Source organism: Pseudomonas sp. CG7 (assembly GCF_023701885.1).
Taxonomy (GTDB): Bacteria; Pseudomonadota; Gammaproteobacteria; order Pseudomonadales; family Pseudomonadaceae; genus Aquipseudomonas; species Aquipseudomonas zanjanensis.
Map to the genome: position 1 here is coordinate 1 of NZ_JABAEE010000074.1, position 25,186 is coordinate 25,186.

The window sequence follows — 25,186 nt, forward strand, 5'->3', positions numbered from 1 at the left end:
CCCGCCGCGTGCCTGCGTGGGGGGGTCGGAGATAAGTATCAGAGACAGTTGCAAGCAGAGCGAACTATTGCGCGCCGAGCCCCTGATGGGCCTGGCCTATGACGAATCGCCCTTGTTCAGCGAGCGCGAATCGACCCACAAGGGGTACCGCAAGTCATTGCTGTTCTCGCTGCGTACACCGTGGATCTTCGCCACGTTCTGGGTGTTGCTGGGGGCGTATTCGGTTTATATCCAAGTAAGCGATCCTGGCGGTTGAAACACACTCTTTGAAGTCGGGCATCAGTGTGGCGAGGGAGCTTGCTCCCGCTCGGTTGCGCAGCAACCGCAAAGCTTGGGGCCGCTGCGCAGCCCAGCGGGAGCAAGCGCCCTCGCCACAACAGCGTTCATCTCCTGCCACAGTGGCTCAACGCGGATGCTTGCGGCGCTCGTACCATGCCAGGGTCGGCTGGGTCGTGACCCCATGAATCAAAATACTCAAGGCCACCCCCGACAGGGTGAGGTTGATGCACAGTTGCGCCACGCCTGGCGGCAGGTCATGGTTCAAGGCGAAAAACAGATAGAACAGGCTGCCGATCCCGCGAATGCCAAACCAGCCGATCAGCAGCCGTTGCGGTCCGTCGAGCAATCGCCGCCAGGGCACCACCAGCACACTCACCGGGCGAATCACGACAAACAGCAGGGCGCCGACCGCCAAGGCTCGCCAATCCCAATGGTTGGCCAGCACGACCCCCAGCAACGTCACCAGGAACACCTCCATCGACCGTTCCACCAGACTGCCGAACGCCAGCATGTCGCTCATCATGACCCCGGCGGCCAGTTGGCCATCGTCCAGCGACTCGGTATCCCCTGCGACGGCTTGTTGGGGATCGACGGTTTCGTGGCCCACCACCGGTTGCACCAGGTGCTCCGCCGGCGGTGCCGTTTCATCGGTGGATTTGACCTCGGCCTGACGCAGCCCCAGCCCGGCGGCGAACACCGAGAGAAATCCGTAGCCCTGGATCCACTCCGCCACGACGTAAGCCAAGGCAATCAGCGCCAGGGCCAGATAGTCATTGGGCGACAAGGTGCTGTCGGCATTCCTGATGCGCATCGACAAGGTCAACTTGCCGATGCCACGGCCCATCCAGTAGCCGACCAGCAAACCGGCCGGCACGGCCCACAGGACGTTGCGCAGCAGCCATTCACCGAGAAAACCGCTGCCGTCTTCACGCAGCATCAACAGGCCGAGGATCACGAAGGGAAACGCCGTGCCGTCGTTCAGTCCCGCTTCGCCCGACAGGCCGAACCGTACCCGGTCGTCATCCCGGGCATCGTTGACCTGCACCAACGCCGCCAATACCGGGTCGGTGGGCGCCAGCATCGCGCCGATCAGCATCGACACGCCCCAACTCAGGCCCAACAGATAGTGCAGTGCCAGGCACAGGCCGGCGATGCACAGGATCATCACCGGCCCGGCCAGCCCGTAGGCCACGCGCCAGGTCCGGTCGTTGAGGGGCAGGCGCAACTTGAGGCCGCTGACGAACAGCGAAAACACCACCGCGCCTTCCGTGAGGTGTTCCATCCACACCGACGAGTCGCTGATGTCCAGCCTCAGCACGCCCAACCCCAGCGGCCCGATGGCAACGCCCAACACCAGGCACATCGCCGAGGTGGTGACCGGCATCCAGCGCAGATAAGAGGCGGTCAGGGCCAGGGTCAGCAACACCGCACCGAGCACCGCGACCCATACTGTGAATGTCATCGTTGCTCCTTGGATAACCGGGTGCCGACTAACCGTGGCGAGGGAGCTTGCTCCCGCTCCAGTGCGAAGCGCTCGCGGCATTGGGGTCGCTTCGCGACCCAGCGGGAGCAAGCTCCCTCGCCACAACGGCGCTCTCGACATCTACAACTGGGTGGTTCTCAGCATTCGAGGGCTGAAGCGAAACGAGGGTTCCCATCATCTGCGCACCGCCCCGTTTATCCGCCTGCCGTTCAACCCAATGGAATTTTTCGCCGTTCCCCGCGCTCTGCAACAAAAGAGACGTTCTGATTCAGCGTCCGCCGAGAACCCAAGAGGCCCTTATGACTGCGCTGACACCCCTCCACTCCCGGCCAGCCACCGTGCACCCTGTCACCCATGCTGGACAGGTGCGCCAATGCTATGAACGGCTGTTCCAAGGCCCTGACGACGCTGACAAGCAAGCCGTCGCCCAAGCCTTCCTACAGCAATGCCTCGCGAAGGCTGCGGCGCTGCCCCAGGAGATGCCGGACGATCCCATGGCGCTGTCGACCTGGGTCGAACACCACAGCGCCGGCGTCGCCCGACAATACGCGGATTACCTGGAACGGCGAAAAAGCGGCGGCCCGCGGGAGTTCTTCAGCAACAAGGCTCACGCCCTGTACTTCCTGCAAGCCGTTGCGCCGACCAAACGGGTGGACGGCGCCTGGCTGTATGGCGTGGTCAACCATTGGCACGACCACCGTTTCGAAGGGCTGCTGTGCACCTACCTGGAAGAGCTGGGGGACGGTCATCCGTCACAGAACCACGTGGTGCTTTATCGCAAGCTGCTCGCCGAACACGACCTGTCCGACGCCCCGGACATCGACGATGACCTGTATCTGCAAGGCGCCGTGCAACTGGCCCTGGGTTATGCCGGCGACGAGTACCTGCCGGAGGTCATCGGCTACAACCTGGGCTACGAGCAATTGCCCCTGCATCTGCTGATCAGTGCTTATGAGCTGAGCGAACTGGACATCGATCCGTACTATTTCACCCTCCACGTCACCATCGACAACGCCAGCACCGGCCACGCCCACAAGGCCGTGCAGTCGCTGTTGCAACTGATGCCGATGGAAGCCGACCGGGAGGCCTTCTGGCAGCGAGTCACGCTGGGTTATCGCCTCAATGACCTGGGGCAGGGCAGCCGGGCCATCATCGGCGCGTTCGACCTGGATCGCGAAGTGTTGGACATGCTCGAACGCAAGCGCCCGTTCGGCCAGCACATGCACTCCGACTACTGCAAGTTCGAAGGCAAGACCGTCAACCAGTGGCTTTCGGAACCGGGCCAGTTGCTAGGGTTCCTGGCCGCGATGCAGAACAAAGGCTGGATCAAGCGTCATGAAGATCCGCAAAACAGCCGTTTCTGGACGCTGATCGATGGGCCAGGCGCGGCCATGTTCGGGGTGTTCAGCCCCTACGAAAAACAGTTGCTGCGCGACTGGATTGCCGGTGACTGGCGGGATGAGGGTGCGAAATCCGCTGCCCGGCGGGGTTCGGGCGCCGTGTGTGAGCCCGTGACGCCGATGGAAGAACCCGATGTGAAAAGCCTGCAACAGGCCCTGCAAGGCCGCACGCCGGACGAGCAGATGCAGGCCCTGGTGCCCTGGCTTTGCGCCCGCTGCCACAGCCATCCGGCCGGACTGTTGGCGACTCGCCGGTTCATCGAACTCAAATCCGCACTTCGCTAGGGAGCCCTGCATGACTGAGGAAGCACGCCTGTCCGAACCGGACCTTGCGCTGTTACAACTGGGCCGACGCCTGCAAGCCGACGGCTACCGTTTCGTCACCCCGACGCCGCTGACCCACGAACGGGTCAACCAGCGGCCCGGCAATGAGCGTTCCAAGACCTTGCGGGACGTGTTCGGCTGGTCGCGGCCGTTTGCGCCGGGGCTGATCAGCGCCGACGAACAGCGGCAACTGCAAGACGCCCAGGTGCTGGAAGCACGCGATGGCTTGCTGTATAGCCGGGTGCGCTGGTCGAGCCTGGATGGCTTGCTGTTTGCCCATTCGCAATTTCCCACCCAGGCCAATGATGCGGTGTATTTCGGCCCTGACAGCTCCCGCTTCGCCCAACTGATCCATACTCATTTGCAGCAGAACTTCACCGCCGTGCAGCGCGCCGTGGACATCGGTTGCGGCGCCGGTGTCGGTGCCATCGTGATTGCCCGCGCCCGCCGTGAAGCGCAAGTGCTGGCCGTGGACATCAACCCTCAAGCCCTGCGCCTGTGCGCGGTGAACGCCGCGCTGGCGGAGGTGGCCAACGTCGAGGTCAGCCGCAGCGACGTGCTGCAAGACGTGGTCGGCGACTTCGACCTGATCGTCGCCAACCCGCCGTACATGGCCGATCCCTCCGAGCGCACCTATCGCCACGGTGGCGGAACATTGGGCGCCGGGCTGTCGCTGCGCATCGTCGAACAGGCCTTGCCCCGGCTCACACCGGGCGGCTCGCTGGTGCTCTACACCGGCGTGGCGATGGTGGACGGACGCGACCCGTTCCTCGAAGCGCTGGGGCAATGGCGTGACTCAGCGGATTTCGGCTGGACCTACAAGGAATTGGACCCGGACGTGTTCGGTGAGGAATTGCTCACGCCGGGTTATCAGGACGTGGAAAGGATCGCCGTGGTGGCGTTGGTTGTAACCCGCATTGGCGCAGGTCTCGGCGGGGCTATCGGAGGGACTATCGATGAACAGGCGCATGAAGTTCGGCGTTGAAGAGGAGTATTTCATCACTGATTTGCAAACCCGTTGCATGCCGGGTGAACCCCCCGCGCAAGTGATCGCGGCGTGCCAGGCCGAGCTGGGCAAGCATTTCGCCCATGAAATGTTCCAATGCCAGGTGGAGATGGCCTCGCCCATCTTTCGCAGCCTGCCCGAAGCGGCCGATTACCTGGCCCAGGTGCGCAGCGGCCTGACGAAGCGCTTGGCCGAGCATGGCCTGGGCCTGCTCAGCGCGGGCTCGCATCCGATGGCCACCCAGGTGCTGCAGCCCACCGACGAGCTGCATTTCCAGCAATTGTTCGATGACTATCAGCGGGTGGCGCGGCGCAGCGTGCTCTCGGGCCTGCACGTCCACGTGGAAGTGCCCGCGACCCAGGACCGGGTGCGGGTGATGAATGAGATCCTGCCGTGGTTGCCAATGTTCTTGGCCCTGAGCGCGTCGTCGCCATTCTGGAACGGTGGCAACAGTGGTTTCAGCAGCTATCGACAAGTCGCTTGCGATGAATGGCCCCGCATGGGCGTGCCGGAGTATTTCGAAGATGAGTCGGCGTTTGCCGGCTACGTGGACATGCTCATGCGCACCGGTTCCATTCGCCAAGCCAGCGATTGCTGGTGGGTGATACGACCTTCGTCACGTTATCCCACGCTGGAGTTGCGCATTTGCGATGCCTGCCCTCGGGCAGAGGACGGCCTTTGCCTGGTCTCGCTGTTTCGCCTGATGGTGGCCCATGCCGTCACGCTGCGCCGGCCCGGCGCCCACTACAGCCAGATGTCCCAGTGGATCCTCAAGGAAAACCGCTGGCGGGCCAAGCGCCACGGGATTCTCGCGGAGTTTATCGTCGAGGGGCAGGAGCAACCGATGCTGATCGGTGAATGGCTCACCCTGGCGGAGCAGACCTTCGGTGAAACCGCTGCCGAGTTGGGCGTCCTGGACGTGTTCAAGCAGGCCCGCCGGATCGTCCAGGAATGCTCCAGCGCCGATCGGCAGATCGTGCTCTACGAACAAGGCCTGCTGCTGGGTGATTCGGGCGAACAGGCCTTGAGCCGCGTGGTCGATCAGTTACTCGCAGAAACCGCCGGGATGCCCGTCGCCGATCCTGCGTTGCAGCAAGTCGCAGGTGGTCCATGCGCAGCAAGACCCTGGATGACTACAACCGCATGCGCGATTTCGCCGCCACCCCGGAGCCGGCGGCGAAACGCTCGCGAAAATCGGCAAAAAGCGCCCATGCCCTGCAGTTCTGCATTCAACAGCACGATGCCACGCGGCTGCATTATGACTTCAGGCTAGAGCTGGATGGCGCGCTCAAGAGCTGGGCAGTGCCCAAGGGGCCCTCCCTGGACCCGAAAGCCAAGCGCTTGGCCGTGCACGTCGAAGATCATCCGCTGGATTACGCGACGTTCGAGGGCAGCATTCCCGAAGGCCACTACGGCGCCGGTGACGTGATCGTCTGGGACCGGGGCGTCTGGATTCCCCAAGGGGACCCCCACGAGGCCTATGAAAAAGGCCGGCTCAAGTTCGAGCTGCAAGGCGACAAGCTCAGCGGCCTGTGGAACTTGGTGCGTACCCACATGCCCGGCAAGCAGGAGCAATGGTTCCTGATCAAGCATCAGGACTCGGCCGCCCGCCCCGAGAGCGAATACGATGTGGTCCAGGCCGAGCCCGACAGCGTGCTCAGCGATCGCACCATCGTGCCCAAGCGCCGAGGCAAGGCCGCGGCGGCCAAAGCGGTGAAAAAACCGGAAGAAGCCGCCCAGCCAAAATCACCGAAACGCACCTCGAAAACCACCCTCAGCGGCGCAGTCGCCGGGCCGCTGCCGGAAACCCTCAAGCCGGAACTGGCGACGCTGGTGGAAAGCGCACCCGACGGCGAATGGCTCTATGAGATCAAGTTCGACGGCTACCGGGTCATGGCACGCATCGAAAACGGCGACGTCAGGCTGCTGACCCGCAACGGCCATGACTGGACCCACAAGTTGCCAAGACAGGCCGAGGCCTTGGCCGCGCTGGGGCTGGAATCGGCCTGGCTCGACGGCGAGATGGTGGTGGCCAACGACGACGGCGTGCCGGACTTCCAGGCCCTGCAAAACGCCTTCGAGGCCGGCAGCAGCGGCAAGATCGCCTATTACCTGTTCGACATGCCTTATCTCAATGGCATGGACTTGCGCAAAGTGCCGGTGCAAGAACGCCGGGCCGCCTTGGCCGCGGTACTGGAGCCCAACGAAAGCCCCTTGCTGCGGTTTTCCGATGCGTTTGAGGAAACCCCCGATGCGCTGCTCAACAGCGCCTGCCAGATGAGGATGGAAGGGCTGATCGGCAAGCGCGTCGGCAGTGCCTATGTGTCCAGGCGCAGCAATGACTGGATCAAGCTCAAGTGCAAGAATCGCCAGGAGTTCGTGGTGGTGGGCTTCAGCGATCCCAAGGGCGCGCGAAGTGCCTTTGGTGCCTTGCTGCTGGGGCTGCACGATGCCGACAGCGGCCAGTTGCGCTACGCCGGCAAGGTCGGCACCGGGTTCAACGAAACCACCCTTAAAAGCATCTACCAGCAGCTGTTGCCCCTGGAGACGAAAAAGCCCGCCGTGGTGAATCCGCCCACCGGCTACGAAGCCAAGGGCGTGCACTGGCTCGAACCGACGTTGTTGGCCGAGGTGGCTTTTGCCGAAATGACCAAGGAGGGCTCGGTGCGCCATGCGGTTTTCCATGGCTTGCGCGACGACAAGCCGGCCGAGGCCATTACCCAGGAGCTTGCCAAACCCGTGAAGAAAACCACCGCGACGAAGAAAACTAGCACCCAGGACGCGCCTGAAGCGCCGCCGGCCAAAAGCAAGTCGAAGTCAAAAGCCCAGACGCCGGCCATGGATGGCAAAGGTCGTATCACCCACCCGGACCGGGTCATCGACGCCAGCAGCGGCACCACCAAGCTGCAATTGGCCGAGTACTACGCCAGCGTGGCCGAATTCATCCTGCCGGAGCTGGCGGAGCGCCCGGTGGCCCTGGTCCGCGCGCCGGAAGGCATCGCCGGCGAGCTGTTTTTCCAGAAGAACCCCGAGCGCCTGGCGATTCCCGGCATCACCAGCCTGGACAAGGACCTGACCGGGCAGCCGGTGATGATCATCAACAACGCCGAAGCGCTGATCGGCGCGGTGCAGATGAGTACGGTGGAACTGCACACTTGGAATGCCACGTCCGTCGACCTGGACAAGCCCGACCGCTTCGTCCTCGACCTTGACCCGGACCCGGCGCTGCCCTGGAAAAGCATGGTCGAGGCGACGCAACTCACGTTATCGGTGCTCGATGAGCTGGGGCTCAAGGCGTTCCTCAAGACCAGCGGCGGCAAGGGCATCCATGTGGTGGTGCCGTTGACGCGCAAGCTGGGTTGGGATGAGGTGAAGGGCTTTAGCCATGCGATTGTCAGTCATATGGCCAAGTTGTTGCCGGACCGGTTTTCGGCGGTCTCCGGGCCGAAGAACCGGGTAGGGCGGATCTTTATCGATTATCTGCGCAATGGGCTGGGGGCTACCACCATCTGCGCGTATGCCGCTCGGACTCGGGAAGGGCTGCCGGTGTCGGTGCCGATTTTTCGAGAGGAGGTGGCTGAGCTCAAGGGGGCCAATCTTTGGAATGTGCACAATGTCCATGAGCGTCTGGCGGAGGTTGGGCATGAGCCTTGGGCTGGGCTCAAGAAGACCCGGCAGAGTATTACGGCTGAGATGCGTCGGCGTATTGGTATGAGGAAGATTTAAGGTATTGGGGTGTATATCCGTTACATCATGTGACTGAACCACCGCCATCGCGAGCAAGCTCGCTCCCACATTGGATCTTCAGCGGGCACGAAGTCCATGTACACCGTGAAATCTGTGGGAGCGAGCTTGCTCGCGATGAGGCCGGCACATCCAACATCTTTATTGCCTGAGAGCGCAGCCCGACTCAATAAACCTGCGAACGCAACAACTGCTCAATCGTATCAATCAGCTCATCATAGGAAACCGGCTTGCCAATGTGCTGATCAAACCCCGATTGCCGGGACTTCTGCATATCCACCGACGCCCCATACCCCGTCAACGCAATGGCCGGAATGTGTTTGACATGGGGCAACTTGCGCAATGCCTGCATCAGCTCATGCCCGTTCATCACCGGCATGCCCAAGTCAGAAATCACCACATCGAAACGGGCGTCCCGGGCGCTTTGCAAGGCCTCTTGCGGCAGGTCGAAGGCGAGGACCTGGGCGTCTTCCATCTCCAACAGCAGTTTGAGGATATCCAGCACTTCGGGAGAGTCATCCACCAACAGCACGGTCAGGCCGCTCAGACGACCGGATTGCTCACTGCTGGGCGCTTGCTTGGCTTGTGGTTCTTCGAGCTTGCTCAAGGGCAAGCGAATGGTAAAGGTGCAGCCCTTGCCCAACCCATCGGACTTGACCTCCACGCTGCCGCCATGGGCCTCGGTCAACTGCCGCACCAGGGACAGGCCGATGCCCAACCCTTCGCGTTGATGGGTCGCGTGTTGGGTCTCGGCCTGGCCGAACAGGTCGAATACTTCGTTCAAATGCTCGGCCTCGATGCCCACGCCGGAGTCCTTGACGTCCAGTCGCGCCATGCTGCCGTCCTTGCTGGCGATCAACTGCACGCGGCCACCGTTGGGGGTGAACTTCAGGGCATTGTTCACCAGGTTCCAGATGACCTGCTCCAACCGGGTCGGGTCGGCGTTGACGATCAGCTCGCCGGGCCCCTCGGGCAATTCCAGGGTCACCTTGTTCGGGTGATTGTCATTGATCACCACCGTGTAGATATCCTGGAGCACCCGGCCCAGGTCCACGGCCTGGCGCTTGAGCTTGAGCTTGCCGGTGCGCACCCGGGCCACGTCCAGCAGGTCATCGATGATCCGTGCCTGGCTGGCCACGGCGTCACAGATGGTGTTGACGGCCTTGGCCGCGGCGCTGACGGTCTTGGTCACTGGCAAACGCCGCAACAACTCGGCGTTGAGCTGGATGAGGTTCAGCGGGTGCTTGAGTTCGTGGGACATGACTGCGAAGAACTCGTCCTTCAGGTGGCTGGTGTTCTGGGTTTCCATCAGCCGTTGGGTCTGTTCCTCGTGCAGGCGCTTGTGCCCGGTCAGGTCGCGGGCGATTTTCACGTAGCCCTGCTGGTGGTCGCCTTGTAGCAAGGTGACCTCGCCACTGCAGAAGAAGCGGCTGCCGTCCTTGCGCAGGTGCCAGCGCTCGTCCTCGCTACGCCCGTTGGTCCGGGCCAGCCTCAATTCGTTTTCCGGCACGCCGTCGGCGCGGTCCTGGGGCGAGAAGATGAAGTCGTAATAGGCGCCCTCGGCTTCGGCCTTGGAATGGCCGAAAATCAATTCGGCCCCGGTGTTCCAGCGGGTGATCACGCCATGTTCATCCAGCAGGATGATCGCGTAGTCCCGGGTGCTTTCGGCCACCAGTCGCATGCGTTCTTCTCCCAGGCGCAGTTCTTCTTCGGCCGCCCGGCGCTTGCTGATGTCGATGAAGGTCAACACCGTGCCGTCGATGTGGTCCTCGCTGGAGCGGTACGGCAGCAGCCGGGCGATGTACCAGCGGCCGTCGTTGCTGCTGACTTCCCGTTCGATCATGTTCAAGGACTCGAACACTTGCGTGGCGTCCGAAGCCATGTCGGCGTAATCCAGGCGATGGGTGATGTCCAGCAGCGAGCGGCCGGTGTCCACCGGCAGCATGCTGAAGATCTCCGTGGCCCTTGGCGTGAACCACTTGATGCGCACGCTGCGGTCGACGAACACCGTGGCGATGTCGGTGGAGGCGATCAGGTTGGTGAGGTAGTCGTTGATCTTGTCGGTTTCTTCGACCTTGGTCTTGAGCTCGTAATTGACCGTCAGCAGTTCTTCATTGATCGACTGAAGCTCTTCCTTGCTGGTCTCCAGCTCTTCGGTGGCCGAGCGCAACTCTTCGTTGATCGCCTGCATTTCCTCATTGGAGGCCTTGAGTTCCTCGCTGGAGACTTCGGCCTGCTCGATGGTGTCCTGCAGATGCAGTTTGGTGCGCTGCAGTTCCCGTTCAAGGTTGGAGAGGACCTGGTTCTCGGTCTTGTCGGTGTTGGATTCAAGCTGTTCGGCCGCGTCGACTTCCATCTCATCGATCACCACCAGGACAAAGTCACCGTCGGACTGGTCGTCGCGATAGGGCTGGGCCAGCAGATCCACCAGGAACCGTCGGCCATTCCGCTCGAGGTTGACCTGGCGCGACTTGACCGCCTGGCCACTTTGGTTGACCTGGAACAGCGTGGTGCGGATTTCCAGGCGCAACTGCGGATTGATCAGCGTCAGCAAGTTGCGTGACATCTCGCCGCCGACATGGCGCAGGAAGCGGCCGGCGCTTTCGGACATGTGCAGGATATCGGCATTGGCGTCGACGATCATGCTCGGCGGCGCGGAGCGCTCGATGGCGCGCAAGTGGATGTCGGCAAACGACACCTTGCGTGCCGGTGGGGCCAGTGGAGCTGTCGGGAAGGACGTCGCGCGCACATAACCGCCGCGGGGCATGGTCGGTGTGCGGCGGCTGCTGGCGGTGCCGTACTTGCTGCGGAAGATCCGGTTGCGCTTGTCCACTGGCGTAAACAGCTCATGGCAGGCATCGGCCGACTCTGACGAGCCGAGGAACAGATAACCCCCCGGTCGCAGAGCAAAGTGAAACATTTGCAGGATTTCGCGCTGGACCTCACGGTCGAGGTAGATCAGCAGGTTGCGGCAGACAATCAGGTCGATCTGCGAAAAGGGCGGATCCGACAGCAGGTTGTGCTTGGCGAACAGCACCCGCTCGCGGATTTCCTTGCGCACACGGTAATTGGCGCCGTCCTTGAGGAAATATTGGCGCAACCGGGTCGGCGGCACGTCGGTAATGATCGCTTCCGGATAGGCGCCGCTGCGGCCAACGGTAATGGCTCTTTCGTCGATATCGGTGGCAAACACCTGCAGCTTGGCGGAGCTGGCGTCATGGACCAGTTGATCGCTGACCAGCATCGCCAGGGTATAGGCCTCTTCGCCGGTGGAGCAGCCCGCCGACCACACGCGTATCTCCTCGGGAGCGACGCTGCCGGGCTCGACGGGTTGGAGCAGGCTAGGCAGCACTTCCCGTTCCAAGGCTTCGAATGCCTCACGGTCGCGGAAGAAATTGGTCACGCCGATCAGCAGGTCGCCGAGCAAGGCTTTCGTTTCTTCCAGGTGGCCCTGAAGGTAGGCGTAATAGGACGGCAAATCCGCCTGGGCAGTGACCTGCATCCGCCGTTCGATACGTCGCAGCACCGTGGCGCGTTTGTAATGCTTGAAGTCATGGCCGGTACCGGCGCGCAGTTGCACCAGGATGTCGTGCAGTGACTGCTCGGCCGCGGCGGCCTCGCGCTCGGAGGGCGGCGGCTGGGTGTGAATTTCCGGGTCATTGGCGGTGGGCAGGCGGATTGCCTGGGAGTTGTGCCACAGCTCCAGGAGCTTTTGCGGTATTTCCGCCACTGGCAGCACCAGATCGACCATTTGGGTATCAATGGCCGCCAGGGGCATGCCATCGAATTCGGCGTCCGTGGGAGATTGCGCGATGGTCACGCCGCCTTGTTCCTTGATCCTCGACAGGCCCACGGCACCGTCGGAGCCAGTGCCCGACAACACCAGGCAAAAGGCCCTTTCCTTGTGCACATCCGCCAAGTCGCGGAAGAACAGGTCGATGGCCACGTGCCCGCCCTGGCGGGGGTCGGCCGGGGTGACATGCAGATAACCATCATTCATGTGCAGGCTTTGGGCAGGGGATATCACATAGACATGGTTCTTGCGGATCGGCACCGTTTCGGTGACCTGCAGCACCGGCATCTTGGTCGTTTCCTGGATGATCTTGCCGGCCAGGCTCTGATGGTCCGGCGCCAGGTGCAGGACAATGACGAACGCCATGCCGTTGTCCTTGGGCATGTGCTCGAAAAACTGCTTGATGGCCTGCAAACCGCCCGCCGAAGCGCCGACTCCCACCACCGGGAAGTTCAGGTCACTGGGGCTCAGCTCTCGTCGCTGTGGCACGTTGGGAGAGCGCTTGCTTGGCGATGACATAATTCTTGGCCTTAAAGGGCGGGGCAATCCAGTCCCGCCGCATCGGATTCAGGGGGCAAAAACTCGCAGGATAATCCGGTTGCACAAAGATTGCGAAGACCGGGCACTGCAAAGCCGCCGCCGGCATTGTGCGCCCCGAAAACGCCCTCAGCCCACCGGCACACGCAGATATTCCGGCTGCAGGTAGTTGAACCAGAGCAGGATCATTTCCACCAGGATCGTCACCAGGACCAGCAAACCGACGCCCCAGACACTTGCCGAATACAGCAGGCCCTGTTCTTTCTTGAGGCCCATGAACTTGGGCAATCCGACGAACAGCAGGAAGGTCGAGTAGGCCGACGCCAGCAACAACACCGCAACGGCCAGCCAGCGGCTCGGATACAACCCGAAAATCCCGGCCAGGAAGTAGGGCGTGGCTGTGTAGGCGGCGAAACCGATGCATTGGTTGACCGTCGGACGCACCTCGAAGGTGCGGGACATCCAGCGGATGAACACCCCCATCAGCGTGACGCCGACCACGATGGTCAGGTACAGCAGCGCACACAGCTGGAACGCGCTGGCACTGCTGAGGCGTACCGTTTCGTTTTCGGCCAGGCTCCAACCGGTCCAGGTGGTACCGATGAACAGGCACACCGCTGGGATCAGCGCGAGCAACAGCAAGTGAGCCAGGTAGTGGCGTGGATGCGCCTGTTCCTGTTCGCGGATGTCGGCCCAGGCGAACTCAGGATGCGTGAACAGTTTGACGAAAGGTGCAGACATGACGACCTCCTGATCAGGACGGCCTCTGCATGAGGCCCATGTAGGTTTGAGGTACGGCTACAGACAGGGGTTTCATTTATTTCCAGGATCTGGCTGACGGTGCGATAAAGGGAATGAATCAAAACGGCAGGGGTCAACCCATCAGCATCCCTGAAGGACCGTATGCCATGACTGTTGCCCAAACCCTGGTTGATTATCTGCGCGAACATGACCTGCGCCTGACCACGGCCGAATCCTGCACCGCCGGCCAGATTGTCACGCTGCTGGCCGAGGTGCCCGGCAGTGGTTCACTGATCGAAAGCGGCTATGTGGTGTATTCCCCTGAAGCCAAGCAGCGCTTGCTCGGTGTCAGCCCACGCACCATCGAGACGTTCAATCTCACCAGTCGGGAAGTCGCCGAGGAGATGGCTCTTGGTGCCTTGCGCGATGCCAATGCTAACGTAGCAGTGGCAACCACCGGCCTGCTCGGGCCAGAGGATAAGGACGGTATTCCCGCCGGCACCGTCTGTTTTGCCTGGGCGTTCGAGGTGAACGGCCAGCGCGCCTTGTTCAGTCGCCGCGAGCGGTTCTTCGGCAACCGCAGCCAAGTGCAATTGTGGGCCGCCGAATACGTGTTGCAGCAATTGCCCACTTTTCACCACCGCGCCGTGGCGGGTGAGCGTCGATAGGGGCCGACCATGACCGATCAAGACGAGCAGGACGATCACCGCAGCCGCCAATTCCCGGTGCGCGATGACATGGTGTTCCAGCACAAGGTCTGGCGTTTCGAACGAGTGGGCTGGTACGTATTGGTGCTGCTGGTGATCCTGACCTTGCTCGGCCTGTTTTCCCGGGGCCCGTTGAGCGACCGGAAGTTGTACAGCAGCGACGGTAGCCTGGGCGTCGAATACCAGGCGTTCCACCGCAACGGCTCGGCCAACACCATGACCATCCGGCTCAAGGGCCAACCCAACGCCGTGCTGGAAGTGGCGTTGGGCGGCGATTGGCTGGAAGGTTTCGAGGTGCAAGCGCTGCAACCGCCACCGATGCGTTCGGCGGGCGCGGGGCAGGGCATGACGCTCTGGGTCCAAGCGGACAAGCAAGGGCAGGCCAGCCTGTATCTGTCATTGCTTGGCGAAGGATTCGGCACCTATCACAGCCGCATCGCCACCCCTGGCGGTGCCACGGTCAGTTTCAAACAGTTCATATTTCCTTAGGTGACCTATGGATTCGGTACTGCGAGCCGCCGCGTTGTACGCGGCATTGATGGTGTTGTTCAAGATCGCCGGACGGCGTTCCCTGGCCGAGATCACCACGTTCGACTTCGTGTTGTTGATGATCATCGGCGAGGCGACGCAACAGGCGCTGTTGGGCGATGACTTCTCGATGACTAACGCGCTGATGGTGATCGTGACGCTGATTGCCATCGATGTCGGTTTTTCATTGCTCAAGTTGCGTTCGCAGTGGGTTTCGCGGCTGATCGATGGGGGACCGACCATCATCGTCGAGGACGGGCGCATCCTCCGTGGTCGGATGCGCCATGCGCGGTTGATCGAGGCGGACATCATGGAGGCCGCGCGCTCCAGCCAAGGCATCGAGACCCTGGAGCAAATCAAGTTTGCGATTATCGAGCGTAACGGGAAGATTTCGGTGATTGCCAAGGAGCCGTCCTGAGCACTGTCGCCGTACGCTTTGATCGACTGGCTGGGCACAATCCACTGTGGGAGCGAGCTTGCTCGCGATGGGGGCAGGTCAAGCAACATCTATAGCGGCTGGTTTACCGCTATCGCGAGCAAGCTCGCTCCCACAGGTAAAACACTGCGCTTTGCTTAAAGCATCGGCTTGCCCCCGGTAATCCCATAACGGGCCCCGGTGATGTAGCTGGCTTCGTCCGAGGCCAGCAGCACATAGATCGGTGCCACCTCAACCGGCTGGCCAGGACGGCCAAGGGGTGTCTGGGAGCCGAAATTCTGCACTTCTTCCTCGGGCATGGTCGCCACGATCAGCGGCGTCCAGATCGGTCCCGGCGCCACGCTGTTCACCCGGATGCCCTTGGGCCCGAGCATTTGCGCCAGGCCGCCGGTGAAGTTGGCGATGGCGCCCTTGGTGGTGGCATAGGCCAGCAGCGTCGGCTTGGGCATGTCGGAGTTGACCGAGGTGGTGTTGATGATCGAACCACCAGGTTTCATGTGCGGCACGGCGGCCTGGCAGATCCTGAACATCGCCGTGATATTGATATCGAAGGTGCGCACCCATTCCTCGTCGGGAATCTCCTCGAGGGTTTCGTGGGTCATCTGGAACGCGGCGTTGTTGACCAGGATGTCGATATGCCCAAAGCGGGCGACGGTTTCATCGACGATCTTGCGGCACAGGCCTTTGTCCGCCAGGTCACCGGGCAGCAACAGGCACTGGCGGCCGGCTTGTTCGACCCAGCGCGCGGTTTCCTTGGCGTCTTCGTGCTCGTCCAGGTAGGCAATCGCCACGTCCGCGCCTTCACGGGCGAAGGCAATGGCGACGGCGCGGCCAATGCCGCTGTCGGCGCCGGTGATCAGGGCGATCTTGTTCGCCAGGCGTCCGGAGCCGGTGTAGCTCTGTTCGCCGCAATCCGGGTACGGGTCCATTTTGCGCTGGGTGCCGGGCACCGGCTGGCTTTGTTTCGGGAAGGGCGGGAAAGGGTAGTCGGCCATTGTCGTTCTCCAGTCGGGTTGCGATGGAGGGTGGACTTTGGTGTGTCGGACGGAGTTCGGTCGGATTGTGCGGTCAGTCGATGAGCGTGACGAGGGCTGTTTCGTCGGCGAATAGACCGCATTGGGCGAACATTGGAGGTCGCGGTATTCTCAACCCACGTATGGATTTGAAAGAGGAGCAGGGCCATGTTCAGCCACATCCAGATCGGCGCCCGCGACCTGCCGAAAATGGTCGCTTTTTATGACGCAGTCCTCGGCTGCCTGGGACTGGAGCGCATGGAGAGCGAAAACGACTCGGGCCCGCCGGGGGAAGGCTGGCGTCAGCCGGGCAAGCACTGGCCGCAGGTGTTTGTCCAACTGCCGTTCAACGGCTTGCCCGCGACCTGGGGCAATGGCATGCAAGTGAGCTTCGCCGCCGATTCCCCGCAAACCGTCCGCGCTGCCTGGGAGCAGGCGATGGCCATGGGCGGTACCGACGAAGGCCCACCCGGCCCGCGGCCGCAATATTGCGAAGGCTATTTTGGCGCGTATTGCCGCGATCCGGAGGGGAACAAGCTGTGTTTTGTTTATGCGCCGGATATGCAGGAATAAAGCGCCGATCCAACGCGGCGCAGAAGCCCCTGTGGCGAGGGAGCTTGCTCCCGCTGGGCTGCGCAGCAGCCCCCTCAATTCTCACCAACACCGAGTTGTGTGGTCGTTGGGGGCCGCTTCGCGACCCAGCGGGAGCAAGCTCCCTCGCCACATGGGATCTGCGTCGCCGGTTGGATCAACCCCTGGCTTTCAGGCTGCGCTCCATCCGCGCAATCCCTTCCTCCAGCAGCGCCCGCGGGCAGCCGAAGTTCAGGCGCACGAACTGCCCGGCATCGTCACCAAAATCCAGCCCGGCACTGAGCCCGACCTTGGCTTCCTTCAAGAAGAATCCTTGCGGGTCATCCAGCTCCAAGCCTGAACAATCCAGCCAGGCCAGGTAAGTGCCCTGGGGCACGGTCAGGGTGATGCCCGGCAGGCGAGTGTTCACCGCCTCGACCAGGTAATTACGGTTGGCTTGCAGGTAGGCTTTGAGGGCTTCCAGCCACGGGCCGGCCTCGCTGTAGGCCGCGCGGGTCGCTTCCAGGCCCAGGGCATTGACGCTATCGACCATGCCTGCCCGGGCGCTGTTGACCCGTTCGCGCAGCTTGGCGTTCTGGATGATCGCGAACGAGGTTTTCAGCCCCGCGATGTTGTAGGCCTTGCTGGCGGACATCAGGGTGATGGTGCGCTCGGCAATCTCGGGGCTGAGGGACGCAGTCGGTATGTGCACGCGACCGTCGAAGCACAGTTCGGCATGGATCTCGTCGGAGATGATCCAGGCGTCCTGCGCCAGGCAAATGTCGGCCACGGCCTGGAGTTCTTCACGCTCGAACACTTTGCCCAGCGGGTTGTGGGGATTGCTCAGCAACAAGGCGCCGCCGCCCTGCAACGCTTCGCGCAACGCGGCCAACGGCGTATGGAACTCACCGTTGACCGGGGTGAACGGCAATTCCACTTTGTTCAACTGCCAGTGACCAGGGGCGTGGCGCAGCGGCGGGTAGTTGGGCACCTGCACCACGACGTTCTGCCGGGGTTCCACCAAGGCATGCAGCGCCATGTTGAAACCTGGCTCGACGCCGGGCAGGAACACGATCTGCTGAGGCTCGACGCGCCAGGCGTACTTGCTCCACAGGTCAGCCGTGATGGCTGCACGCAGATCGTCCTGGGCGACGCTGTAGCCGAGCATCGGATGTTCGAGGCGCTTGTGCAGTGCGTCGATGACCATCGGCGGGGCGGCGAAGTCCATGTCGGCCACCCACATCGGCAACACATCCGCCGGGTAGCGGCTCCATTTGGTACTGCCGGTGCCGTGGCGCTCCAATACCGTGTCGAAATCGAAAGTCATGGGGGTTCCATCAGTCAGTCATGAGATGGCGGACATCATAAAGCAAAGGCCGCTGAGAAAAGCTTGGTGGCGCAGTGCCACTAATTGATGATAATCAGTTAAAGTTCCCTCTCGAAACGCCGCTAAGCCGTTTACGGCATTTGGTAACGGACCTCCAAGTCTTTTAAAAGGACGACCCCATGACATCGCCCGTGCGCTTTAACGACCACCACCGTAAAGCCGACCGCATCATGCTGGGGCTGCTTTGGCTGGCGCTGCTGTATTCCCTGGGCCTGGCCTTCCTGCACTCGACCTTCACCCAGGCGTTGCTGGTGGGGGCGAGCACCTGCGTGGCGAGCACCGGGCTTTATCGCGTCCTGGCGGGCACGCGGGCCATGCGCTGCGTCATTGCGGTGGCGTTGATGGTCATGGCCGCGCGGCATATCAACCAGACCCACGGCGTGACCGAGTTCCACTTCGGGATCTTCGTGCTGCTGGCCGTGTTGACGTTCTACCGTGACTGGCTGCCGATTGACGTGGCCGCCGCCACCATCGCGGTTCATCACCTCAGTTTTCACTGGCTTCAACACCAGGGTAATCCGGTGTTCGTCATGGAGACTCACGGCGGCTGGTCGATGATCTTCCTCCACGCGTTCTACGTGGTGGTGGAAAGCGTGATCCTGATTTACCTGGCGAACCAGAGCCTGGCCGACGCCACGGAAAACCAGGAGGTGCTCGACAAGGTATTGGCAGCGGCCGCTCAGTTGAGCCATGACACCGACAGGCAGCGCGGTGAGGGCGTCAAGGTTTCGTCGAGCGAGCGTTTCGATCATTTCCTCCAACAGGTCACCCAACTGGTGGACGGTGTGGTGCGCGACACCCGCAACCTCTCGGACCTGGGCCAGGACTTGTCCCAGGTTGGCCAGACCCTGGAAACCGGCGCCCGCCACCAACTCGACGAAGTGGCGCAGATGAGCGGCGCGATCGGCCATCTGGTCCAAGCCATGGAGAACATCGCCGGCCACGTCAACCAGACCTTGCAGCGTGCCGGCCAGGCCAATGAGCAGGTCAACCGCGGACGCAGCACGGTTGACCAGACCCGGGAAGAAATCGTCGAGCTGGCAGGGCGCATCAACTTGACCAACGACACCGTGCAGGTCCTGGCCGAGCAGGCCCAGCAAATCGGCCAGGTACTGGATGTGATCAACGGTATTGCCGAGCAGACCAACCTGCTGGCCCTCAACGCGGCCATCGAAGCCGCCCGTGCCGGTGATCAGGGCCGCGGGTTCGCGGTCGTGGCCGACGAGGTTCGCAGCCTGTCACAAAAGACCTCGACGTCCACCACCGAGATTCAGCAGATCATCGCCAAGCTGCAACAAGGCAGCCGCCAGGCCGCCGCCGCGATGCAAGACAGCCGCGACGGGGTAGAACGCTGCGTGTCCGCCAGCCAAATGGCTTCGCAACTGTTGCATGCCGTGGTCGAAGACATCGCCGTGATCAACCATTTCAACGACCTGATTGCCAGCACCACCCAGGAGCAATCCCAGGCGTCGATCGGCATCAGCCAGCGTCTGCAAAGCGTGCAGGCCGTGGCCGAACGCAACGCTGACAACATCGGCGTCCTGACCCGCAGCAGCCAATGCTTGCCACCGTTGGCGGAGCGATTGGCGGTGTTGGGGCAGGCGTTTCATGGGAAATCCGGGGCGGCCTGAGCGCAGGACTTACCGCCTACATACCGGTAGAAAACGCCGGAGGCTGTTCAAGGGTCCGCCTGATCTCGCGACATGCAACGTCGTACTGGCTGAGCAGGCGCAACGCCCAATCAGCACGTTCGCGAATGCGCTTGTCGTCTTCGTTGGCCGGCGCCTGGTCATTTAACATCGATTCCACGTTTCGAATGATCAGGTGTTCAGGCAAATAAAGGAGCCGGCAATTCTTGTAACTCGACGCACGCAACTCGGCGATCGGGTACGCGCCGCCCAGGCCCGCCGAGACACCCACCAACAGCGCGGGTTTGTGCCCGAGCTCGCTGATCCCCGCGTACAGGAAGAAGTTCTTCAGCGCCGGGCAGGCCATGCCGTTCCATTCCGGACTGATCACGATCAGCGCCGTCGCTTTGGCAAGGATCGCTTGTTGAGCGGGCCACAGCTGGTCGCGGTCTTGTTCCGGCCAAAGCGGCAGTCGGCTGGTGGCCAAGTCAATCAAGTCGCTGGCCTCCCACAGGTTCAGATCTGTCAGTCGCTGTCGCAGATGATTTGCCACTTTGAGCGACTGGCTGCCCGCCCGATTGGAACCCGACAGCACGACGATACGGCGGCTCACGGCGTCACCTCCGGTTGGACGCGGGTCTTGGGCGCGGTACGGCGAGCGCGTACGACGGGCCAGAACAATTCTTCTTGCCAACTGATCGGCGACAGATGCTCGATGCCGTAGGCCGGCGGACGTCGGCGCGTGATCTTTGCGGTCCCAAACAAGACGTCCCATAGAAACAGCAGGTTGCCGAAGTTGCCTTTGTAATGGGTGACACCGTCCTCGGCCGTCAAGCCATGGTGGGCCGAGTGGGTGGCCGGGGTCGAAATCGTCCGCTCCAGGATCCAGACCAGGGGCCGCAACACGCGAACGCCATACAATTTGTCATCCCAGGCCACGCTGCTGTGCGCGGCGAAAATGACGGTCATCTTGATGATCAAATAGACGTAGTAGACCGGCGCAAGGCCCAGGTAGATCAGCATGCCGGACAGCCAGATACCGGGCATGAGCAGGTAGTAGAAGCTGTTGTTGCGGTAAACGATCCGGACACTCATGTAGGGCGCGGAGTGATGGGCACGATGCAGTGCGTAGAGGGCGGGCACCCGGTGAGTCAGGCGATGCCACCAGTATTGCGTCATGTCGTCCATCAGCAGGAACAACACGAAACCCGCGGCCCAAGGGATTGCCACCAGCGCATCCTTCATCTGCGGGGCAGCCAGGCCGAGCAGCTTGCCGCTCAGCCACATGACAGCAGGGAAGGTGATTGCCACCAGGATCCCGGAGCCGATGACTTCAATCAGTACGTCACGCCTGCCGGCCGATGACTGGCGCAAGGCCGAGCAAGCAAGTTCCAGCAAAATGAAGGCGAGGAATATCCCGGCCACGACAGCGGAAGGATTATTGGCGAGCATTGTTGTATTCATGGCACTCTCGATTAAGGCCCCAGCGGGCAATGCCATTTCATTAGAAGCCAGCGAGCCAGCCCTCCCAATGCGCGAAACGGACAGAATCGAGCGAGAAGCGGTCAATCGCTCACCCCAACGCTTTCACCGGGGCAAATTGGGCCAGGTGCTGGAGCGTTTCCTGGACAGTCATGCGGGCGGGAGGCACAAGGACTACAACCTGATCGAACTGGATCAGCTCTGGCGCGAGGCTGCACGGGTCGATCCGGCGATCGGCTTGAACTTGTTCGGGTTATTCACGCCGCAGGACTGGCACGTCCTGGCCTACCTTTGCCTGTACAGTCCTGACGTCCTCTCGGCCATGCAGCTCTGGGCGCGGTACGCACCGCTGGCCGCTGACACCGACACGGTGCGCTTGGTCAATGATGAGAACGGCCTGGGGGTCGAGTTGAATGTCGACGCGCCGGGTGATCTGGCGCGGTATGTGGTCGAGCACTACGGCGTGATGGCCATTACGCAACTACGACAAGGAACGGGGAGGGACGTACAACCGGTTCTCGCCCAATTCGCCCATTCGCGACCCTCGTACTACCTCCAGTACAGCCACTGGTTCGGCGACCGTGTCGAGTTCGACTGCGTGGTCAACCGTTTCTACTTCGATGCCCCAAGCACACGCTTGCCGATGCAGACGCGTCATCACGGCCTGTTGGAGCTGTTGACCCAGGAGCTCGACCGTCGGTTGGCCGCCCATAGTCATTTCAGTGGTTGGTCGGCCCGGCTCGCCGATGGCGTTCGACAATCGCTGGCCAAAGGCGAGACGCCGTCGTTGGTGGATCTGGCGCACGCGCTGCACCAGACGCCCAGGACGCTGCGTCGGCGCCTTGAAGAACAAGGCACGACCTTCAGGCAATTGCTCGACCAGGTGCGCGCCGAACTGGAGCAACTCCTGGAAATGCAAGGCGAACCTATAGCGCAGATCGCCGCCCAACTGGGCTACAGCGATACGACCGCCTATCTGCATGCACGAAACCGATGGCGTGCGGTGAAGTAAGCCACTCCGCGCATTGCAGGCGTGTGCACATCGTGGCGAGGGAGCTTGCTCCCGCTGAGCCTGTAGGAGCTGTCGAGCGGAGCGAGGCTGCGATCTTTTTCCAGACACTTGAACCTCAAGCGAAAGATCAAAAGATCGCAGGCTTCGCCAGCTCCTACAGAGCCCAGCGGGAGCAAGCTCCCTCGCCACGTTGTGTGTTTGGCTGGGGAAATGCGGGATATCCAAGCGCCATGAGGTGCAACCACCCACCTATGGCAAACCCCGCTTTGTGGCGAGGGAGCTTGCTCCCGCCGGGGTGCGAAGCGCCCCCAAAACCCGTGGGAGCGGTCAACCTGGCGCACCACGTTGACCGCTCCACGCCCATCACGCCAATTTGAACGGCAACTCACGCAACGGTTTACCCGTCAGGCTCGCCACCGCGTTGGCAAAAGCCGGGGCCAACGCTGGAAGGCCGGGTTCGCCCATTCCCGTGGGTGGCTCGGCGCTGGGCACGATGTGGACGGCGAATTCCGGCATGTCGGTAATGCGCGGCACGCTGAAGTCGGCAAAATTGCTCTGCTGCACCACGCCGTCCTTCAGGGTGACGGCGCCACCGGGCAGGCACATCGACAAGCCCATCAGCGCCGCGCCCTGGACCTGGGCCTCGACGCTGCGTGGGTTGACGACCAGGTTGCAGTGCACGCCGGCGGTCACGTTGTGCAGCACCGGACGGCCATCCTGTACCGAGGCTTCGACCACGTAGGCCACCACCGAACTGAACGACTCGTGGACCGCCACGCCCCAGGCACGGCCCGCCGCTAGCTGGCGCTTGCCGTACTCGCTCTTGTCCACCGCCAACTGCAGCGCTTCGCGATGGCGTGGGCTCTGGTCGCCAAACAACTTCATCCGGTACGCCACCGGATCCTGTTTGGTGGTGCGGGCGATCTCGTCGATCAACGTCTCCATCACAAACGCCGTATGGGTGGAGCCCACGCTGCGCCACCACAATACGGGCACGTTGAGCTTGGGATGATGAACTGTCAGGCGCATGGGCAGCGGATAGGGATTGCGCATGCCCTCGGTGGCGGTCGGGTCGATGCCGTTCTTCACCCGCCCGCCAAATACGGTACCGGTGATGATCGATTGGCCCACCAAGGCGTGGTCCCAGGCGAGGACTTTGCCGCTGTCGTCAAAACCGATACGCGCACGGTGCAGATGCATGGGGCGGTAGTAGCCGCCCTTGATGTCGTCTTCCCGGCTCCAAAGGGTGCGGATAGGGGCATTGACGCCCGCCGTGCGAGCGGCCTTGGCGACTTCGCAGGCCATTACCACGAAATCGTTGGTGGGCACGCCGCGCCGGCCAAAGCCACCGCCAGCGGTCTGTACGTTGACCTGGATCTGCTCGGGCTTGAGGTCCAGTACCTTGGCGGCCGCAGCACCGTCGCCGCCGGGGAACTGCGTGCCGACCCACAGTTGAGCGCTGTCCTGGGCGAGTTGCACCGTGCAGTTCAGGGGCTCCATCGGGGCGTGGGCGAGGTAGGGAAACACGAACTCGGCGTCCAGTTGATGCGGTGCGCTGGCCAGCGGCGTCATATCGGCATCGAAGTGCAACGGGCCGGGCTGGCTGGCCAGCTCGCGGTATTGAGCCAGTTGTTTTTCGCTGTCGACTTTTTCCACGGTAGAAGTGTTCCATTCCACCTTCAGTGCATCCCGGGCCAATTTCGCCTGCCAGTAACCGTCGGCGACCACGGCGACACCTTCGGCGCCGCCGTCCAGCGGCACGCGCAACACGGCTTTGACGCCTTTCGTGGCCCGCGCGGCGCTGTCATCCAGGGAGGCAATCCTGGCGCCGAACACCGGTGGTCGAGCGACGACCGCCGTGAGCTGCCCCGGCAGGTGCATGTCGATGCCGAAATCCTGTTGGCCGCTGCTCTTGGCCTTGGCATCGATGCGGGTGGTGGCCTGGCCGATGATGCGGAAATCCTTGGGATCCTTGAGCGTGATCTGCTCAGGCACAGGCATCGCCATGGCGGCTTCGGCCAGTTCGCCGTAGCTCGCCTTGCGGCCCTCGGGCCCGAGTACCATGCCGGCCTGTGTACGCAGGCTCGCCACGTCCACATTCCAGCGGGCGGCAGCCGCACTCAACAGCATGGCGCGCGCACGGGCGCCGAGTTCGCGGTACTGGGTGTAGCTGTTCTTGATTGTGTTGGAACCACCGGTGAGGTGAATGCCGAAGGCCGGGTCCATGTAGGCGGCGTCGTTGCTACCGTTGCGACTGCGCACCAGGCTCCAGTCGGCATCCAGTTCCTCGGCGAGAATCATCGGCAGGGCGGTCTGTACGCCCTGGCCGAACTCCAAGCGGTTGATGGTCACCGTGACTTCGCCACTGGGCGCGATCTGGACGAAGGCGGAGGGTTGCTGGGTCGGCTTGAGCGACGTTACCGCAGCGCCATTGGCCTCCTGCGCCAAGGCCAGGTGCGGGAACGCGCCCAAGGCCAGCCCGCCGATGCCGACGATCTTGAGAAAACTGCGCCGGGGCAGGGCTGCTGGGCCGTCAACCTCGCCGCGTTCGAGCATCTGTTGCAAGGCGCGGGGGAGCTCGTTCGGGAATATCTCGTTCAACATGGTCGGCTCCGATCAGGCAAGGGTCTTGGCGGCATCAGCCACCGCGGCGCGGATACGGGCGTAGGTGCCACAGCGGCAGATATTGCCGGCCATGGCCGAGTCGATCTCGGCCACCGTGGGCTGCTTGCCCTTGGGCTGGGCCTTGAGGAAAGCCGTTGCGCTCATGATCTGGCCGCTCTGGCAGTAGCCGCATTGCGCCACGTCGTGCTTGACCCATGCGTCGTGCACGGCGCTACCCACCGGATCGCTGCCGTTGGTGGCCGCTTCGATGGTGGTGATCTTCTTGCCCTCGGCGGCGGCAATGGGCGTCACGCAGGAACGAATGGCCTGGCCGTCCAGGTGCACGGTGCAGGCACCACACAACGCCGCGCCGCAGCCGAACTTGGTGCCGGTCATGCCCAGCGTATCGCGCAGGGTCCAGAGAATCGGGGTGCCAGGGTCTACGTCGACCGTGTATTCACGGCCGTTTATGTTCAGGGCGCTCATAGGGGGACCAGCTCCAGATGGTTTGG

18 protein-coding genes and 2 pseudogenes are annotated in these 25,186 nt (G+C 62.5%); 11 read left to right on the top strand and 9 right to left on the bottom strand.

What is annotated here, in order from left to right; translation table 11 throughout:
* Window positions 1–256: pseudogene (locus HGO40_RS24185) on the top strand (hypothetical protein); the annotation flags it as partial.
* Between the two features lie 147 nt (window positions 257–403).
* Here the strand turns inward: HGO40_RS24185 and HGO40_RS24190 are convergent.
* Window positions 404–1,741, bottom strand: coding sequence for a cation:proton antiporter (locus tag HGO40_RS24190; RefSeq protein ID WP_250965067.1), 1,338 nt, complete (start codon window positions 1,739–1,741; stop codon window positions 404–406).
* A gap of 320 nt (window positions 1,742–2,061) precedes the next feature.
* Between HGO40_RS24190 and HGO40_RS24195 the strand changes: the two genes are divergently transcribed.
* From HGO40_RS24195 to ligD, 4 genes and pseudogenes are all read left to right on the top strand, one after another.
* Window positions 2,062–3,447: an iron-containing redox enzyme family protein gene (locus HGO40_RS24195; RefSeq protein WP_250965068.1), complete on the top strand. Its 1,386-nt coding sequence runs from the start codon at window positions 2,062–2,064 to the stop codon at window positions 3,445–3,447.
* A 10-nt stretch (window positions 3,448–3,457) separates the two neighbouring features.
* Window positions 3,458–4,471: a methyltransferase gene (locus tag HGO40_RS24200; RefSeq protein WP_250965069.1), complete on the top strand. Its 1,014-nt coding sequence runs from the start codon at window positions 3,458–3,460 to the stop codon at window positions 4,469–4,471.
* Window positions 4,443–5,600: pseudogene (locus tag HGO40_RS24205) on the top strand (carboxylate-amine ligase); the annotation flags it as partial. The gene HGO40_RS24200 and the pseudogene HGO40_RS24205, both read left to right, overlap by 29 nt.
* A 2-nt stretch (window positions 5,601–5,602) precedes the next feature.
* Window positions 5,603–8,218, top strand: a complete 2,616-nt coding sequence (ligD, locus tag HGO40_RS24210) for a DNA ligase D (RefSeq protein ID WP_250965070.1) — start codon at window positions 5,603–5,605, stop codon at window positions 8,216–8,218.
* 184 nt (window positions 8,219–8,402) lie between these two features.
* Here the strand turns inward: ligD and HGO40_RS24215 are convergent, their stop codons facing one another.
* Window positions 8,403–12,548 (bottom strand): CheR family methyltransferase, encoded by a 4,146-nt coding sequence (locus tag HGO40_RS24215; RefSeq protein ID WP_250965071.1) that lies wholly within the window; start codon window positions 12,546–12,548, stop codon window positions 8,403–8,405.
* A gap of 147 nt (window positions 12,549–12,695) precedes the next feature.
* Window positions 12,696–13,307, bottom strand: a complete 612-nt coding sequence (locus HGO40_RS24220) for a Yip1 family protein (RefSeq protein WP_250965072.1) — start codon at window positions 13,305–13,307, stop codon at window positions 12,696–12,698.
* Window positions 13,308–13,474: 167 nt separating this feature from the next.
* Between HGO40_RS24220 and HGO40_RS24225 the strand changes: the two genes are divergently transcribed.
* The 3 genes from HGO40_RS24225 to HGO40_RS24235 are packed head-to-tail and all read left to right on the top strand — an operon-like array spanning window position 13,475 to window position 14,960.
* Entirely contained in the window at window positions 13,475–13,975 is a 501-nt protein-coding gene (locus HGO40_RS24225; protein ID WP_250965073.1) for a CinA family protein, read from the top strand.
* A 9-nt stretch (window positions 13,976–13,984) separates the two neighbouring features.
* A complete protein-coding gene (locus HGO40_RS24230; RefSeq protein WP_250965074.1) occupies window positions 13,985–14,503 on the top strand; it encodes a hypothetical protein in 519 nt (172 codons plus the stop codon).
* Window positions 14,504–14,510: 7 nt separating this feature from the next.
* Window positions 14,511–14,960: a DUF421 domain-containing protein gene (locus tag HGO40_RS24235; RefSeq protein ID WP_186705687.1), complete on the top strand. Its 450-nt coding sequence runs from the start codon at window positions 14,511–14,513 to the stop codon at window positions 14,958–14,960.
* 155 nt (window positions 14,961–15,115) lie between these two features.
* On the opposite strand, the gene HGO40_RS24240 is transcribed toward HGO40_RS24235, so the two are convergent.
* Entirely contained in the window at window positions 15,116–15,973 is an 858-nt protein-coding gene (locus HGO40_RS24240) for an SDR family oxidoreductase (protein ID WP_250965075.1), read from the bottom strand.
* Window positions 15,974–16,159: 186 nt separating this feature from the next.
* Between HGO40_RS24240 and HGO40_RS24245 the strand changes: the two genes are divergently transcribed.
* Window positions 16,160–16,564: a VOC family protein gene (locus HGO40_RS24245; protein WP_186705685.1), complete on the top strand. Its 405-nt coding sequence runs from the start codon at window positions 16,160–16,162 to the stop codon at window positions 16,562–16,564.
* A gap of 175 nt (window positions 16,565–16,739) precedes the next feature.
* Here HGO40_RS24245 and HGO40_RS24250 read toward each other — a convergent pair whose 3' ends face one another.
* A complete protein-coding gene (locus HGO40_RS24250) occupies window positions 16,740–17,888 on the bottom strand; it encodes a MalY/PatB family protein (protein ID WP_250965076.1) in 1,149 nt (382 codons plus the stop codon).
* 179 nt (window positions 17,889–18,067) lie between these two features.
* Between HGO40_RS24250 and HGO40_RS24255 the strand changes: the two genes are divergently transcribed.
* A complete protein-coding gene (locus HGO40_RS24255; RefSeq protein ID WP_250965077.1) occupies window positions 18,068–19,579 on the top strand; it encodes a methyl-accepting chemotaxis protein in 1,512 nt (503 codons plus the stop codon).
* 16 nt (window positions 19,580–19,595) lie between these two features.
* Here the strand turns inward: HGO40_RS24255 and HGO40_RS24260 are convergent, their stop codons facing one another.
* Window positions 19,596–20,189 (bottom strand): NADPH-dependent FMN reductase, encoded by a 594-nt coding sequence (locus HGO40_RS24260; RefSeq protein ID WP_250965078.1) that lies wholly within the window; start codon window positions 20,187–20,189, stop codon window positions 19,596–19,598.
* Window positions 20,186–21,040, bottom strand: a complete 855-nt coding sequence (locus tag HGO40_RS24265) for a sterol desaturase family protein (RefSeq protein ID WP_250965079.1) — start codon at window positions 21,038–21,040, stop codon at window positions 20,186–20,188. Before HGO40_RS24265 ends, HGO40_RS24260 begins: the two co-directional genes overlap by 4 nt.
* A gap of 67 nt (window positions 21,041–21,107) precedes the next feature.
* Here HGO40_RS24265 and HGO40_RS24270 point away from each other — a divergent pair, with 67 nt between their 5' ends.
* Complete coding sequence (locus HGO40_RS24270; protein ID WP_250965080.1) at window positions 21,108–22,070, top strand: AraC family transcriptional regulator ligand-binding domain-containing protein; 963 nt, start codon at window positions 21,108–21,110, stop codon at window positions 22,068–22,070.
* A gap of 363 nt (window positions 22,071–22,433) precedes the next feature.
* Here HGO40_RS24270 and HGO40_RS24275 read toward each other — a convergent pair whose 3' ends face one another.
* Together HGO40_RS24275 and HGO40_RS24280 are read right to left on the bottom strand one after the other, a co-directional pair.
* Window positions 22,434–24,674: a xanthine dehydrogenase family protein molybdopterin-binding subunit gene (locus HGO40_RS24275; protein WP_250965081.1), complete on the bottom strand. Its 2,241-nt coding sequence runs from the start codon at window positions 24,672–24,674 to the stop codon at window positions 22,434–22,436.
* A 12-nt stretch (window positions 24,675–24,686) separates the two neighbouring features.
* The gene (locus tag HGO40_RS24280) at window positions 24,687–25,160 is read right to left on the bottom strand and encodes a (2Fe-2S)-binding protein (protein ID WP_250965082.1); all 474 of its coding nucleotides are present in this window, start codon (window positions 25,158–25,160) and stop codon (window positions 24,687–24,689) included.
* Between the last annotated feature and the right edge of the window lie 26 nt (window positions 25,161–25,186).